Source organism: Mariniphaga anaerophila (assembly GCF_900129025.1).
Taxonomy (GTDB): Bacteria; Bacteroidota; Bacteroidia; order Bacteroidales; family Prolixibacteraceae; genus Mariniphaga; species Mariniphaga anaerophila.
In genome coordinates, this window is record NZ_FQUM01000003.1 from 359,390 (window position 1) to 375,467 (window position 16,078).

General features: G+C 42.9%; 14 protein-coding genes. 8 read left to right on the forward strand and 6 right to left on the reverse strand.

The annotated features are described in order from the left end of the window. Positions 1-7: 7 nt before the first annotated feature. Genes BUB08_RS07585 through purE form a run of 5 tightly spaced genes read right to left on the reverse strand, consistent with a single transcriptional unit; the run spans position 8 to position 5,251 of the window. Positions 8-661 carry an HAD family hydrolase gene (locus tag BUB08_RS07585; RefSeq protein ID WP_073000401.1) on the reverse strand — a complete coding sequence of 218 codons (654 nt, stop codon included), beginning with the start codon at positions 659-661 and terminating at the stop codon, positions 8-10. Continuing rightward, on the reverse strand, positions 658-1,797 hold the full coding sequence (locus BUB08_RS07590; protein WP_073000402.1) for a 1-acyl-sn-glycerol-3-phosphate acyltransferase: 1,140 nt from the start codon (positions 1,795-1,797) through the stop codon (positions 658-660). The genes BUB08_RS07585 and BUB08_RS07590 overlap by 4 nt, the downstream gene beginning before the upstream one ends. 42 nt (positions 1,798-1,839) lie before the next feature. Continuing rightward, positions 1,840-3,882, reverse strand: coding sequence for a ComEA family DNA-binding protein (locus BUB08_RS07595; protein ID WP_139249641.1), 2,043 nt, complete (start codon positions 3,880-3,882; stop codon positions 1,840-1,842). Further along, entirely contained in the window at positions 3,879-4,721 is an 843-nt protein-coding gene (locus tag BUB08_RS07600) for a PorV/PorQ family protein (protein WP_073000405.1), read from the reverse strand. Before BUB08_RS07600 ends, BUB08_RS07595 begins: the two co-directional genes overlap by 4 nt. Positions 4,722-4,744: 23 nt before the next feature. Next, positions 4,745-5,251 carry a 5-(carboxyamino)imidazole ribonucleotide mutase gene (purE, locus tag BUB08_RS07605; RefSeq protein WP_073000407.1) on the reverse strand — a complete coding sequence of 169 codons (507 nt, stop codon included), beginning with the start codon at positions 5,249-5,251 and terminating at the stop codon, positions 4,745-4,747. Between the two features lie 113 nt (positions 5,252-5,364). Between purE and hpt the strand changes: the two genes are divergently transcribed. The 8 genes from hpt to BUB08_RS07645 all read left to right on the forward strand — a co-directional run bounded on the left by hpt (position 5,365) and on the right by BUB08_RS07645 (position 14,982). Beyond that, entirely contained in the window at positions 5,365-5,907 is a 543-nt protein-coding gene (gene hpt, locus BUB08_RS07610; RefSeq protein ID WP_073000409.1) for a hypoxanthine phosphoribosyltransferase, read from the forward strand. A 16-nt stretch (positions 5,908-5,923) separates the two neighbouring features. Next, positions 5,924-6,496 (forward strand): adenylate kinase, encoded by a 573-nt coding sequence (locus BUB08_RS07615; protein ID WP_073000410.1) that lies wholly within the window; start codon positions 5,924-5,926, stop codon positions 6,494-6,496. A gap of 82 nt (positions 6,497-6,578) precedes the next feature. Continuing rightward, positions 6,579-7,568 (forward strand): GTPase ObgE, encoded by a 990-nt coding sequence (gene obgE, locus BUB08_RS07620; protein WP_073000412.1) that lies wholly within the window; start codon positions 6,579-6,581, stop codon positions 7,566-7,568. After that, positions 7,568-8,260 carry a phosphatase PAP2 family protein gene (locus BUB08_RS07625; RefSeq protein WP_073000414.1) on the forward strand — a complete coding sequence of 231 codons (693 nt, stop codon included), beginning with the start codon at positions 7,568-7,570 and terminating at the stop codon, positions 8,258-8,260. Before obgE ends, BUB08_RS07625 begins: the two co-directional genes overlap by 1 nt. Positions 8,261-8,262: 2 nt before the next feature. Next, the gene (locus tag BUB08_RS07630; protein ID WP_073000416.1) at positions 8,263-10,050 is read left to right on the forward strand and encodes a MutS-related protein; all 1,788 of its coding nucleotides are present in this window, start codon (positions 8,263-8,265) and stop codon (positions 10,048-10,050) included. Between the two features lie 313 nt (positions 10,051-10,363). After that, positions 10,364-11,908 carry a beta-N-acetylhexosaminidase gene (locus BUB08_RS07635; protein WP_073000417.1) on the forward strand — a complete coding sequence of 515 codons (1,545 nt, stop codon included), beginning with the start codon at positions 10,364-10,366 and terminating at the stop codon, positions 11,906-11,908. Between the two features lie 384 nt (positions 11,909-12,292). Next, positions 12,293-13,666, forward strand: coding sequence for an alpha-L-fucosidase (locus BUB08_RS07640; protein WP_073000419.1), 1,374 nt, complete (start codon positions 12,293-12,295; stop codon positions 13,664-13,666). A gap of 32 nt (positions 13,667-13,698) precedes the next feature. Further along, positions 13,699-14,982, forward strand: a complete 1,284-nt coding sequence (locus BUB08_RS07645) for a hexokinase family protein (protein WP_073000421.1) — start codon at positions 13,699-13,701, stop codon at positions 14,980-14,982. 54 nt (positions 14,983-15,036) lie between these two features. Here BUB08_RS07645 and BUB08_RS19990 read toward each other — a convergent pair whose 3' ends face one another. Next, a complete protein-coding gene (locus tag BUB08_RS19990; protein WP_083570643.1) occupies positions 15,037-16,035 on the reverse strand; it encodes a response regulator in 999 nt (332 codons plus the stop codon). Positions 16,036-16,078 lie beyond the last annotated feature (43 nt).

Consider the following 16,078-nt stretch of genomic DNA (forward strand, 5'->3'; position numbering starts at 1 on the left):
TTTTTTCTTAGTTCTCGCTAATTTCCCCAACGCCCAAAAGGTCGGAAATATTGTTCAGAACCGGAGAACCTGTTTCTTTCAGCCTGTTTTTCGACTGATGCCCGTCTGCAACCAAAATGCAGCGAATTTCAAGCTCCTGCGCCACTTCAAAATCATGTATGGTATCTCCTACAATCCAGGCATTTTCGCGCTCGATATTAAACTTACCAAGCAATTGTTTCCCCCGTTCTACTTTAGAAACGGCGTAATGATCGCCAAGTCCTGCAACTCCTTCAAAAAATTGATAAATGCCATTGTGCTTCAATGTTCTTTCAAGCATGTCCTGATGCATGGCAGAAAGCACAAACTGCCGCATGCCTTTTGTTTTAAAATATTCCAGTGTTTCCACTGCTCTCGGCTGCAACAAACAGTTCTCCACTCCACTGTCGTACAACCTGATATATTCCATGGCAGGCACATCAAAATCTTCTTGTGAAAAATCGAACCCGATGGATTCGTAATAATCTTTAATCGGGAAGGAAAAAACCTCTTTGTATTTTTGACGATCCAACCGGGGCAGGTTACGTTTTTCCAGCAAATTATTAATGCAGGAAAGACTCAGTTCCAAATCGTTTAAAAGGGTCCCGTTCCAGTCCCAGACAATTACAGATGCGTCCCTCATAAATCCATCACTTTCATCTTGTTAATTACCGGGTTAGCGTACATTTTCAGGAAACGTTCCTGAATGTCGGTAATCGGAAAATCAATGAAAATCTGAGCTTGTTCGAGCATCATTTTAAATTGTTTCTTTTCGTGCGAATTGTATTTGTGTTTGAACTTTGCTTCGGGCATCAGCATATCGTAAGCAATATAATTGTTGGGCCACAATTTAAAATTGGCATAAATCTGCCGGTCAATCAACTCTGCCAACTCTTTAAACTGATGGTTCCTCTGCTCCTGTGTTTCTGCTTTATCAAAATTCACTTCAATGGGTTTACCGAATGAAAAACGCATTCTTCCCTTCGGATTAAACATCCCCATCGACATACTTTTCAAATCGTCTTTGTTGGTCTTCTTCTGGCCGTAATGTTCCTTTTTTATGAGTTCCTTCATTTTTGCCAAACCGCACGGTTCAATCTCATATGAAATGGAAACCGGAACAACATTTAAATCTTTGAACCCTTCAGAAATGCTTTTTTCATTGCTCATGTTCAGCATTTTCAAAACGCTTTCCTGAGTTTTGTCGAAGCCGTCTTTTGTGCGGCCTTCGCGCTGGGCAATCCAAACCGAGAGATTGTCCTGAGTAATGGATTTCCGGATGAACTCGGACACTTTTTTCGAAGATTCCAGCAATTCACGCGGTGGCAGGTTTCTTTTAACAATAAAAGCCCTGTTCAGCTTTACGGCATGTTCAATCCATTCGTACAACAGAAGATTATTCCCGATGGCAATCTGCGTGGTATTCATCCCCTTTTCAAAAATGAGATAATTGAGCAACGCGGCATCGAGAACGATATCGCGATGATTGGAAATAAAAAGGTAAGGTTTTGTTTTCTCCAGATTTTCGAGCCCGTAACAAGAGAGCCCGTCCGAAGTTTTATTAATCAGCCACCTCAGCAAATCGTAAACAAACGTGCCCTGCAACTGCTTAATTTCTCGAATCATTCGAAGTTGCAGTTTTACCATCTCCACTTTTGGGCGGACTTTAAAAAGATACATCAACACCCTGTCAAACGCAGGGTCTTTCGTCATCAATTTTATCTTTTCCTTAACCTCTTTGTCTGTGTATGGGCGGATGTCATCAAAATTATATTCCATCTTGCGCTTTTGAAATTGCGGGGCAAAGTAACAAATTCGAATCTATATTTTCAACCTCAACTGAAATTTAACTTCAGTTTTTTGATTTCCAGAAATTTCATTGTACCCCGAACTTATGGATTCTACGCCACTTTGAGAAGTATTTGCCAACTTCAGCCAAACTTCTGCTTTTTTGCTGATTTTGTATTTCAGATTGAAATAAGTACGAACCCCTTTCCCGAAAAATGCAGGAACGGCAAAAGTGTAAAGCAGGTCGTTTTCGTAGGCATAAATTCTCGAATTGTAACTTTCGGTATCAAAAAATGCCAGGCGAAAAGAAGCATTGAGCGGAAATGCTGCTGGCGCAAATTGCACATCCTGAAAAACCATCCAGCCGTTTTCTTTTTTTAGCCCTTTGTAAAAAACATGCTCCACCCGGGTTTTTATTTTGAACGCTTCCGACAAGCTGTATTGAAAATGAATTCTGGATTTTCGGAACTGCTCCGGACGATTCTCATATTTCTCTTCAATCCTGAATTTCTGCTCTTTCTCTTCATTTTTATACCGAATATAAAACTGCATTTTGCGCGACAACCGAAAATCGGCCTGGGCAAAAACATCCCATCCCACAGCCGGGCCGGCGGTAGAATAATTTATCCACGGGAAACGATAAAAATCAGAATAAGCCGAAAACGTTACAAACTTCGCGGGCAAAATACGTGTTCCAAAATACAAACCGGTTTCATTTGCGGCCTGGCTCCCCTCCGAAAAAGGCGCTGCCCACATGGCGTGGTAGTTCTTATCGAAGTGGCGGAACAATGCCGAAAGCTGAATGCGGTCGTGCAAATGGGCAGTTGCTCCCTGCAAAACACCTTTTCCTTTTGACTTTGAAACAGCCACTTCGCCAAACAACTGGTACTTCCCCTTGCTGTACAGGTAGTCGCCGCCTGCCACAAAATTCTCCTTTCCGCCAAAACGAAACCGATTGTAAAGCTGGTCGCTCCGAATAAAAGGCATGTCAAACTTTCGATACAACAGTGTGGCTCCAACTTTCAGGTTTTGAAATTGCCAGGAAACAACAGCTCCTGCATTCAAGTCGTTCACGCTGTTTTTATCAGCAATTTCGCTTGCAGTGCGATGGTAGCCAGAGGTTTGCAAACTGGTAAAATAATTTCCCAAAACATCAGACGACTCAATATTTCCGTCGCGGTTTTTCTGCGAGTAAAAGAAACTGGCCCGGGCATCTCCTAATTTCAACGTTGTGGAAACACCCCTAAAAAACCGGTTTTCATCGGTAGATGTATATGGACGAACGCCCTGGTTGGTTTTTGAAATGTTCAGCGAATATACCGATTTGCCGGCTGAGAACCCCTGCCAGAGTACCAGCCCCTGACCGCTGCGTACCACAAAATCGCCTATTGTAAGTTTTTCGATTACCGGGCTGATTTTCAAACTCACATGCCCTGAATAAAAATCAAACCCCTCTTTGTTTGAGCCGGCAAAAAAGGCTTCGCCGGGATCTTTATCTGCTGTAATTCCAACAGAAATATTGTCAGAAGACTGAAACAGGTAACGTGCATAATAACGTGCCCGGCTTCCTTCGTAAGGCGTTGTTCCGTCATCTTTTTCTTTGTAACCCTTTGGCTTCTGAACTGTTCCGGTGGTTCGCATAATCATCTCGTGGCGGCCGTATTTTAGCATTTCCGGTACCGACCGGGACTTTTCCACTGCAGGGCCAAACCAGATGAACGGTTCCATTTTCAACAGCAGTTCCCGATTAAAGCCATCAATAGTATTCAATTCGAAAACAGACAACGCCGGGCCAAACCGGGAAAGGTAATTCAGCAACTTTTGTAGCTGTACCTCATCCAGCAAATGAAGCTCCGAAAGTTGTTCGCGTGTTGCAGTATTAATATTCAACGGATTTTCCGCGAACTGCTCCAAATCTTCAATTATCAACGCCGCGCCGGTTTCTTCACCCAACTCTTCTACAATGGACTCGATAATCGCTTCCACCTGACTTTCTGCTTCCGGAGTTTGCGACCGGCCAATAACCGAAAAAAAGCACAGCAACGCCAACACGATATGTTGAGGCGTGCTTCTCATTCCAACTGAAATTGAACGGAAACCGAAGGAGTAATTCCCAGATTTCCATGGTATCCGAATCCCAAATCGCCGGAAAAGCTGCCCGTTTTATACCCTATCCCGGCTGTGTATTTAAATGGTTTGCCGGAAACGCCAATCCGAAACGCCAGGTTTTCCACGGGTAAAAATTCGATGCCGGTTTTAAGTAGTACCGGATTTTGATTGTCCGTTTCTGTTTCGAAAGCGGCCAGTACCATTTCACTAAAACGATAATGCCCACCAACCCGAAAAACCACCGGCATCTCCTGCTTCCCGGACGGCGTGTTAATTCCTCCCGAAACAGGATTAAAAACATGGACACCCAAATACAGCTTTTCCGAAGGCTGAAAAAGAACGCCGCCTTCGAACGTGGCAAAACCTCTGGCCCGTTCATTCTCCGGGAAAGCCCGGGAGAAATAATCGAGCTGAATGCCTGCTTTCCATTTCTCCGACAAGGTTCTGGCATACGCAAGGCCAAACTTATGCTCCTTAAATGCGCCCTCTCCAAACTGAAAGAAACTCAGTCCGAATGCCCCGCTTCCAAAAGGCATAACAACCGAGCCGGCAGACAACGACAACAACTCAACTCCGAATCTGGACTCGTAAAAAAATCCGGCAAAGAATCCATTCGTTCCTGCAATTCCTGCCTGATTATGAAACACAGCCCACGAATCGGAGAGCGAAACAGCAGCGTGCGAAAGCCCCAGTGAACGGGCTCCGACCGGATAGTTCTCCTGTGCAAACGAAACATTGAAAACCCCCGAAAGCAGAATTACCGAAATCAGTACTGAAAAGCAATTTCTATTGGGGGCGTTCTTCATTATTTCACCGCATTAGTTTATAATCAGTTTGTTTTGAACTTGTATTTTACCTCCGAAAGCTCTTTGTTGGCGTTAACTATTTTTTGTTTCAGACTCTCTTTGTAGTCCACCATTTTCTCCATTAGTTCGGCATCGCCTGTAGCCATTATCTGCACAGCAAGAATTGCGGCATTCATGGCACCGTTAACAGCAACCGAAGCAACCGGAATTCCCGGGGGCATTTGAATAATAGACATTATTGAATCGAAACCTTCGAGACTGGCTTTGATGGGAACACCAATAACCGGCAGTGGAGTCATGGCAGCAATAACTCCCGGAAGATGAGCAGCCATTCCGGCTCCTGCAATAATTACTTTCACTCCCCTGTCCTTGGCATTTTTTGCAAATATTTCCACCTCTTCGGGGGTTCGGTGTGCTGAAAGCGCGTTCATTTCAAACGGAATTTCAAATTCGTCGAGCAGTTTCGCCGCCTTTGCCATCACATCCAAATCAGAAGTGCTCCCCATAATAATACTCACTTTTGGTTTCATCTTTTGCATTTTATATTTTCAGTTAATCATTTTGTTTTGTTATTTTGTGGCTTCAAATTTTCAAGACGAAAATACGCCATAAAAGATACTTTTAAAAATAATTTTTTCCGTTAATGAAACAAGTTAAGATCCACGACAAAAACTTTCAGCTTTTTATCCCCTATGAAAAAATACGCGCGACCATAGAAAAAATGGCAGAAACAATGAACAACGATTTAAAGGAGAAAAATCCTTTATTCTTGTGCATTTTAAACGGATCATTCATGTTTGCCGCAGAACTGTTTAAACGTATCAGTCTGATACAAACAGAAATATCCTTTGTAAAACTGGCTTCGTACCGGGGCGACAAAACCTCGGGGCAGGTAAAACAGTTAATCGGTCTGAATGAAGTAATTGAGGGACGCACCGTTGTTGTGCTGGAGGACATTGTTGACAGTGGACTTACCATAGAAAACATCCAGGGGCAACTGAAATTACTGAATCCGCGCGAAGTACTGGTTGCTACGTTACTTCTTAAACCGGACGCATTAATTAGAGATGTAAAACTGGATTACGTTGGCATGGAAATTCCCAACGATTTTATTGTGGGCTACGGCTTGGATTACGACGGACTGGGACGCAACCTCATTGACATATACTCTGTCGCGAACGAATAAAAAAAACCAAAATATCATGTTGAACCTTGTAATATTTGGCCCTCCGGGGGCCGGAAAAGGGACACAAGCCGAATTTCTAATCGACTCTTTTGAACTCATTCATTTATCTACCGGAGACCTTTTAAGAAGCGAAATTGCAGCCGGCTCAAAACTCGGACTGGAAGCAAAAGCGTTTATGGATAAAGGAGAACTGGTTCCCGATGCTGTAGTAATCGGGATGATAAAAAGCAAACTGGAAGCCAACAAAAATGCCAAAGGTTTTATTTTTGACGGGTTTCCACGCACAGTTGAGCAGGCAGATGCACTTGACAAACTGCTGAATACAAACAACACTCCCATTTCGGGGATGCTGAGCCTGGAAGTAGAAAAACAGGAACTCATTGAACGGCTTTTGAGCCGCGGAAAAGTTTCAGGAAGATCTGACGACCAGGACCAGTCTATTGTTGAAAACCGCATCAGCGTGTACAAAGAAAAGACGTCTCCGCTTATTGAGTATTATAAAAAGCAGGGCAAACATTTCGGGATAAACGGAATGGGAACTATCGAAGAAATTGCAGACCGGCTGAAGAAAACCGTGAGCAGTTTATAACTGCAAACGCTTCCGCAAACGCTGAAGTTTCTTTACGACTGAAATGCCCCGTTTTACAACAATCTGAAACAGGATAAAAAAGATGGCAGAATCGAATTTTGTTGATTACGTAAAAATATTTTGCAAATCGGGACAGGGAGGAGCAGGCTCAGCCCACTTGCGGCGGGAAAAATATATTCCCAAAGGCGGTCCGGATGGTGGCGACGGCGGACGTGGCGGCCACATCATTCTGGAAGGAAACGAGCACAAATGGACGTTACTTCACCTGAAGTATAAAAAACACATTAAAGCCGGAAACGGCGAATCAGGCGGAGCTCAGCGAATGACTGGTGCCGACGGGGAAGATATTATACTGGAAGTACCACTCGGAACCATTGTTCGCGATGGTGAAACAGGAGAGTTTATTCTTGAAGTAACCGAGCACGGCCAGCAAAAAACATTGATGAAAGGTGGACGCGGCGGACAGGGAAATGACCATTTCAAAACGTCTACCAACCAGACTCCACGCTACGCACAACCCGGAGAAGACGGAGAAGAGGGCTGGAAAATACTTGAACTGAAAGTGTTGGCAGACGTTGGGCTGGTGGGTTTCCCCAGTGCCGGAAAGTCAACCCTGTTATCGGTAGTATCTGCAGCAAAACCCAAAATTGCCGACTATCCGTTTACTACCCTCACTCCTAACCTGGGCATTGTAGGACACCGCGAGCAACGTTCGTTCGTGATGGCCGATATTCCAGGAATTATTGAGGGAGCCCACGAAGGGAAAGGACTGGGATTGCGGTTTCTGCGACACATCGAACGCAACCCGATGTTGCTGTTTATGGTGCCGGCAGACAGTGAAGACCACCTGAAAGAATACAACATTCTGCTGAGCGAACTGGAAAAATACAACCCCGAACTGCTGGACAAACAACGCTTTTTGGCCATCAGCAAAGCCGACATGCTCGATCAGGAACTGATGAAAGAAATCAGCACAGAACTAAAAGGAATTCCGCACCTGTTTTTTTCTTCTGTTACCGGCTACAACGTTCAGCAACTAAAAGACACAATCTGGGAAATACTGAATAGCTGATGGCATACCTGCAGAAAATACTGGACTTTGACACGGAATTTTTTCTCTACCTTAACAGCTTCCATAACGACTTTTGGGACACAATAATGCTGATGGTTACCCGGAAAGAAACGTGGATTCCATTTTTTGCGGTTATTCTTTTTTTCGTTTTCAAAAACTTCAAAAGCAAATGGTGGCTGGTTGTGGTTTTTGTGGCGCTCACTATACTGCTTGCCGACCAGTTGTCGGTGTTGCTAAAAGAAACCATTCAGCGACTGCGACCGGTTTACAATCCGGAAATAGAACATCTTGTTCATAATGTTTTACGAAAAGGCGGACTGCATGGGTTTGTTTCTTCGCATGCGGCCAACTCCTTTGCATTATTTGCGCTATCCACACGCCTTTTCAAAAACAAGGGCTACTGGTTTTTAATGCTGTTTTGGGCAGTACTTTTCTCATACTCCCGCATTTATTCGGGCGTGCACTACCCGCTTGACATTTTAGGCGGTGCAGTTTTGGGTTGGCTGGTTGGCGTAGCAACATACAAAGCTCTGATGTTTTTCGAAGTTCACTTCTTTCTGGCCAGAAATCCTAAAATCAAATCCACAGGGCTGGCTCCCGGGCAGTCAGGCATTATTTTTCTGGTTTTCTCGGTATTGGCAGTCACTGTAGTAATCATGACCTCCATTCTTCATCATTACAACTACTTATAATTATGGAGCCTGCTGCCGCCGAGTTTTATCGTTCGAAATACGATAATTACCAGTTAAAAATAAAAGCAATTTCACAAAAAATAAGGATCTGGGTTTGGTATCGACTGATTGCCTTCTGTCTTATTTTTGTTCCGGTTGCAATTTGGGGGTGGAAAGGCTGGATTACCATTTTACCATCGTTGTTCTTTCTTTTACTCTTTTTCTTTTTGATAAAAAAGAATGTGCAACTGGAAAAAAAGAAAAAAAGGCTGGAGGCATTAAAAAAGATTACCGAAGACGAACTTCTCGCACTGAAACATCAGTTCAACCATTTCGAAAACGGCCAGGAATTTCTAAACCCTGCTCATTTTAATTCTTACGATTTGGATCTGTTCGGAGACGGCTCTCTTTTTCAGTTCATCAACCGCACCTCTACATTGAGCGGAAAACAGTTGCTGGCAAGCTGGCTACAGTCTCCTCCGCTGGGAAAAGCGGAAATAGAAATGCGGCAGGAAGCAATTCGCGAACTGTCGGCCATCCCCAACTGGCGTCTTCACTTTCTGGCCAACGGACATCTTTTTAAGGAGACGAACGAATTGAACGAAGAAATAAAACGTTGGTCTGAAACTGAGCTCCAGTTAAAACGGCCTGCTGCCATCCGCGCTTCATTTATTGTTATTCCACTCCTTACCATTTTGTCAACCATCCCTGCATTTCTGGGGGTTTCCAACTTTTGGGTCGCTTTAATGGTATTTATTCAATGGGGAATTCTGGGGTTTTCCTTCAAAACAATTACCCGCTACTATCAGTTTTTCGGACGAAAATCGGAACTACTTGAGAAATATAAACAACTGCTGGAATTTATTGAACAACGGGAATTCCAGTCGCCATTTCTTTTAGAACTGCAACAAAAAGTAAGCAAGCCCGGCCGGGCAAGCGACACCATTCGCCAACTAAAAAAGCTGGTCAACCAATTTGAATACCGTCAGAATCTTATCGTTAATATGGTTCTGAACTCCATTTTTTTGTGGGATGTGCGATGCACCTATAAATTATGGAACTGGCACCGGAGCAACCGGAAAAAGCTGGCTTCGTGGCTCGAAGTTATTGCAGAAACCGATGCACTAATCAGTCTGGCAAACATGGCTTACGAGCATCCGGACTTTGTTTATCCGAAAATTCACGAAGGCGGTTTTGCATTGCAGGCGACACAACTTGGCCATCCGCTATTGCCTGCAAAAAAGCGGGTGTGCAACAATCTCTCGATTAACGGGTGGGGAAAAGCAATGATTATTACGGGCGCAAACATGGCCGGGAAAAGTACATTTTTACGCACCGTTGGGGTTAACCTGATTCTGGCACGTACAGGAGCTCCCGTTTGTGCAGAGCAATTGGTTTTCAGCCCTGTTAAAGTCTACACCAACATGCGAACTACCGATTCGCTGCTGAAAGATGAGTCCTACTTTTTTGCTGAGTTAAAACGCATAAAAACGGTTCTCGACCGTCTGAAAAACGGTGAAAAAATATTTGTAATCCTCGACGAGATATTAAAAGGAACGAACTCGGTAGACAAGCTCAATGGCTCGCGCGAACTTATCCGTAAACTTCTGGAATTAAAAGCAGTTGCCTTAATCGCCACGCACGACCTAAAAATCAGCGAGATGGAAAGCGAATACCCGCAAATGGTTTTCAATAAATGTTTCGAAATAACGCTGAATAATGACGAAATGATTTTTGACTACCTTCTTACCGATGGTGTTACAAAAACCATGAACGCTACCTTCTTAATGAAAAAAATTGGCATTATCTAACACTCTTTTAACCGGAGCATTCATCAGATTATTACAAAAACACTGCGCGAAAACGTTTTACTTCAACTCTGCAAAACAACAATTCCTTCTCAAATCAGCCAACTCGCCTCAAAACAGAGCCAAAATCACAAGTTTTTCCTTATGGTTTTGAAAAAAGCAAACATCACTTTGGGATAATTCAAGTAACTTTGCGTGCAGTAATTAAATTTTTTAAAAACCGAATTCAATTCAAACTGAACAAAAAAGCAATGCTGTAACCAGGCATTAACGAATTGAAATCGAAACACTGAATAACTTTAAAAATTATACAGAGATGAAAAAATCAACTTTTCTTGCCATGCTAACCAGCGTTGGCCTGTTTTTATTGAGTTCCTGCAGCCAGCAAGAACCTACAGATCTTACAAAAACCAGCTTTATTCCGCAGCCGGCAACGGTTGAAGCTACAGGAGAAGCGTTTAATTTATCGTACGCTACAACCATTTGGTTTCAGGAAGGAATTGAAGAGCTCGAACAAACAGCTCAGTATTTATCTACTGAACTAAACCGTATTTCAGGGTTGGATCTGAAGGTTCAGCCGACTGACAAAGCTCCGGCCAAAGGAATTTTTCTTTCTGCTTCTGACCTGGAAGATTTGGGAGAAGAAGGATACGTTTTAAACATTGCCAAAAAGCTCATCAAAATTGAAGCAAAAAGCGCAGCCGGAAATTTCTACGCTATTCAAACATTGTTGCAAACACTGCCGGTAAAAGCAACAGAAGCTGCTTCATTAAAAATTCCGACAGGCACAGTCCGCGATTTTCCCCAATACGGCTTTCGTGGTATGATGTTGGACGTATCGCGTCACTTCTTTAATGTTGAAGACGTAAAACGAGTCATCGATTTTCTGGCTTCTTACAAAATGAATATTCTACACATGCACCTTTCTGATGATCAGGGCTGGCGCATTGAAATCAAATCGTGGCCCAAACTGACTGAAATTGGCGGAAGCACTGAAGTTGGTGGTGGCGAAGGTGGTTTCTACACCCAGGAACAATTTTCTGACATTGTAAAATATGCACAGGAAAGAAATGTTACCATTGTTCCGGAAATTGACATGCCCGGGCACACCAACGCAGCGCTGGCTTCGTACGCCGAATTAAACTGCGATGGAAAAGCCACTGACCTTTACACCGGTACAGAAGTTGGATTTAGCACATTTTGCACCGACAAAGATGTTACCTACCAGTTCATTGACGATGTCGTTCGCGAAATTTCAGCACTGACTCCGGGCCCCTGGTTTCATATTGGCGGCGACGAATCACTTGTTACCGAACACGACGACTATGTTTATTTTATCAATCGTGTACAGGAAATTATCACGAAACACGGGAAAAAAGTAATTGGCTGGGACGAAATTGCCAATGCCACCCCGGTGGAAGGCGCAACGGTTCAATTCTGGTCTAATGTAAAAAATACCACAACAGGAGTTAACAAAGGTACTCAAGTAATTATGTCGCCTGCAGCAAGGGCATACCTCGACATGCAATACGATTCTACAACGTACCTGGGGTTACACTGGGCCGGCTACATTGAAGTTGACCACGGTTACTCATGGAATCCGGCAACATTAGTTGAAGGCATTACCAAAGAAAATATTTTGGGAATAGAAGCTCCGTTGTGGACAGAAACCGTTACCAATATAGATGAACTGGAATACATGGTTTTTCCAAGGCTTGCAGGATATGCTGAAATCGGATGGACCGCCCCGGAACTCCGCAACTGGGACGAATACAAACTCAGATTGGCTGCTCACGGGAAAAGGTTCAAAAATATGGAAATCGATTTTTATCGTTCACCGCTTGTGCCGTGGGCTGAATAACTTTCATACAAGAAAAGAGGTTGTAAAAACGGCCTCTTTTCTTGTATTTACAGCTACCCGGTTCCTAAGTATGCTTAACAAGAAACACTTTTTTTTACCTGGAGCACACTATTTTACGTCCCCAATTTTCCAAGTCACTATTTTGAACTATATTAACCGACTAAAAACAAAAAACGGTACAGCCAGATAAAGCAAAAAGACAAAACAACTATGAATGACGCAATACAGAGCATGCATACAATCTGCAAATCTTGCTTTCTTAAAAACAACTATTCCCTTCCAAAATTTCTTTGGGAAACGACAAAACGGTTAGAACTTTTTACAGCCGTAACATATTACAACTTTCGCTGAAATCAAATTACAATAATCAAATAACTACTAAAAATGAAAAAAATCCTTATCCCCATTTTACTATTATTTTTCACCACACAACTCTTCGCACAAAAATATCAACCTACGTGGGAATCCATAGATAGCAGACCAGTACCACAGTGGTTTGAAGACGTGAAGTTTGGCATTTTCATTCACTGGGGAGTTTATTCAGTCCCGGCCTGGGCTCCCGCAAATATTGAAGGAGTTTATGCCAAGTATTCAGAATGGTACTGGTGGAGAAAAAACGAAAACAGCAAATCAGGAAAGATTTTCAGAGACTATCATAATGAGACCTACGGGGAGAACTTTAAATACCAGGACTTCGCTCCCATGTGGAAAGCCCAGCATTTCGAACCCGACTACTGGGCTGAAGTTTTCAAAAAGGCAGGGGCAAAATACGTAGTGCTCACATCTAAGCATCATGAAGGTTTTACCCTTTGGCCCAGCGAGCAAGCCTGGAACTGGAACAGTGTTGACGTTGGCCCTCATCGCGATTTGTGCGGAGACCTCTCTGAGTCCGTAAAAAAAGCCGGTTTGCACATGGGATTTTATTACTCGTTGTACGAATGGTACAACCCACTGTACCGGAAAAACATCGACAAATATGTAGATGACCATATGATTCCCCAAATGAAAGACTTGGTTAACCGTTACGAACCTGATATTGTATGGACAGACGGCGAATGGGAGCACACTAGCGACAAATGGAAAAGCACAGAATTTCTGGCATGGCTCTACAACGAATCTCCGGTAAAGGATCGGGTTGTTGTTAACGACCGCTGGGGGAAAAAAACACGTGGTGTACATGGAGGCATTTATACTACGGAATACGATTTAGTTCATGACAACGAAGGAGTAGGCGAAGTTGAGCGCCCCTGGGAAGAATGCCGGGGAATAGGAACATCATTTGGGTACAACCAGGTAGAGAATCTGGACAATTACATGACGTCAGATGCGCTTGTAGATTTGCTTGTTGCAAAGGTTGCAGGTGGCGGAAATCTTTTGCTCGATGTAGGGCCTACTGCTGATGGCAGAATTCCTGTGATTCAGCAGCAACGACTTATGGACATGGGCAACTGGCTCAACATAAACGGCGAAGCCATTTACGAAACCCGCAAGTGGGATGGTTCTAAAGAAAATACTGCAGAAAATATTTTCTTCACCAAAAAAGGGAACAACCTGTATGTGCTATGCACTGAATTTCCGACGGAACCAGTTACTGTGAAAGGCATTAAAAATTCAGGCAAAATTTCAATGTTGGGCTTCGACGGAAACGTAAAATCGAAAAAATCAGGGAATACCGTGCGAATAACCCCGCCAGCGTTATCTCCCATTTCCAATCCAAGCCCCTACGCATGGGTATTCAAAATTGAAAATGCATTATAGTAAAATACAGTTCTCAACATAATTTTTCTAATATGAACAAAGCACAAATATTCTTAAAAAACCATCAGCTCACTGCAGATAAGATTGACATTCAAGAAGTGGTTCATTCATTTTTAGACGAAATGGATGCCGGCTTACAGAACGAGCAAAGCTCGCTCATGATGATCCCGACATACATAGAGGCCAACAAAAATCTACAGCCCAATCAGCCGGTAATAGCCATCGACGCAGGCGGCACCAATTTTCGTACGGCAAAAATATATTTCGACGAGAACATGCAACTTGTTACAGAAAAGCTGAAAAACGGGAAAATGCCTGCTGTTGATAAAGAATTATCGAAAGAAGAATTCTTTAAAGTTATGGCAGGATACCTTGAGGAATACAAAACCGATTCAGAAAAAATAGGGTTCTGCTTTTCGTATGCAGTTGAGATTTTCCCTAACAAAGACGGTAAATTACTGGAATGGAGCAAGGAAGTGAAAGCGCCCGAAGTAATTGGAGAAATGGTTGGCAAAAAAATGCTTGAAGCGATGGGGACACCGGAAAAGCAACTGGTTTTACTGAACGACACAGTTGCAACCCTGCTTGCCGGAAAAGCAGCCACCGCAGGAAAAACCTATGACACATATATAGGGTTCATTCTGGGAACAGGCACAAATACCTGCTACATTGAAAATAATAAAAACATAACAAAAACATCAGGCCTCGATTCGGACAAAAGTCAGATAATAAATATTGAATCCGGGAATTTTGGGAAAGTACCACGCACCGACATTGACCAACTTTTTGACAAACAAACAAAAAATCCAGACAGGTATTCTTTTGAGAAAATGTTTGCCGGAGGATATTTCGGAGGACTTTGTACGACAGCTTTAAAAGTTGCAGGCGAAGAAGGTGCTTTCAGCAAAGAAACCCAGGTCAACCTAAAAACACTGCCTGAACTTTGCTCGGAAGAAGTAAATAAGTTTGTTTGTGGAATCGATCTGGAAGAAAACATCCTCACCAGCAGCCTGGTTACAGATGAAGACAAAAAAACGGCTGCTGAAATTATTGAGGCCATGATTGAACGGGCAGCCAAGCTGGTAGCTGCAAACCTGGGCGCAGTTATAATAAAAACAGACAAAGCAAAATCTGCCGAAAAACCTGTATTAATGACTATTGAAGGAACAACTTTTTACAAACTGAAAAACTTCAGAAAAATGTTTGAGGGGTTCCTTCAGGAATTTCTTTCGGGTAAAAACCAGCGGTACTACGAAATTGTAGAAGTAAAAAATTCAAGCCTTGTTGGCGCTGCCATCGCAGGAATTGAAAACTAAAAAATACCGATAGTTACACGAATGCCTGGGGAATATTTCCCGGGCATTTTTGCTTTATGCCCGTTTGAAAAACTTTTCGATAACAGAAAACAAATCTTCTTTTACAAGAGGCTTAGCAAGGTAATCGTTACATCCGGCAGCCAGTGCTTTTTCACGATCGCTGGCCAGCGCATATGCCGTTTGCGCCACAATAATAATGTCCTTGTTAACTTCTTTAATTTTAATAGTAGCCGAGTACCCATCCATTATCGGCATTTTTATATCCATAAGAACGAGGTCAACATGAACTCCATCAACAATATACTCAACTGCTTCCTTTCCGTTTTTCGCATACAAAAGCGTTTTGCATTTATTCCGAAGCAACTCGCCTAAATAAACACGGGCAATTTCATCATCGTCAGTTATCAAAACGGTCAGTTTTCCCAATACCTCATCAGTAGTGACCTTTTTTGGTGAAGACGCTGGCGCGCCATCCAAAGACAACACCTCTGTTTCAGTTGAATTGCCATTGTTGCTTTGTTCTGATTTAGTTTTTTCAGCACATGAAGTATTGAAAAACATAATTCTGTACAACTGCTCTTTTTTTTCATCAACACCGCAGGCAACTCCCCTGAACGCAAAAACCCCGGAGGCATTTTTCAGAGTCACGCGGCTTTCCTCATCGTCTTTTCCTGCTTTTAACCCTTTTAGAAAAAACTGAAACGGCTCGAGATCCTTCTCAGCAATAAAGTCAGAGAAAAGCTTTCCCGCAACATCTTCTTCAATGCTTAACAACTTTTTTCCTCTCTCATTTATTTCCGTCAGATGAAACGACGCATCAAGAATTGCGTAGCCTGCAGGAGCATTTTCAAACAAATCACGGTACTTGTCTTTTTCCGATAAAATACCTGCAAGCGCTATCCTAAGTTCCTTCTCGGGTTCTTGGGTGGGTAAGGGGAATTTTTCGTCACCTAAGTTAAAAGAGAGATCGCCGTTAATAATTGCTTTCAAAAAATCAATCTGGTTTTTCAGCGCACCAAGTTGCTGATTTTTGCTTTTATTATGATTTCCCATGGCAAATCCGAATTTGGTTCAACGGTTAAAAAACGTTTATAAA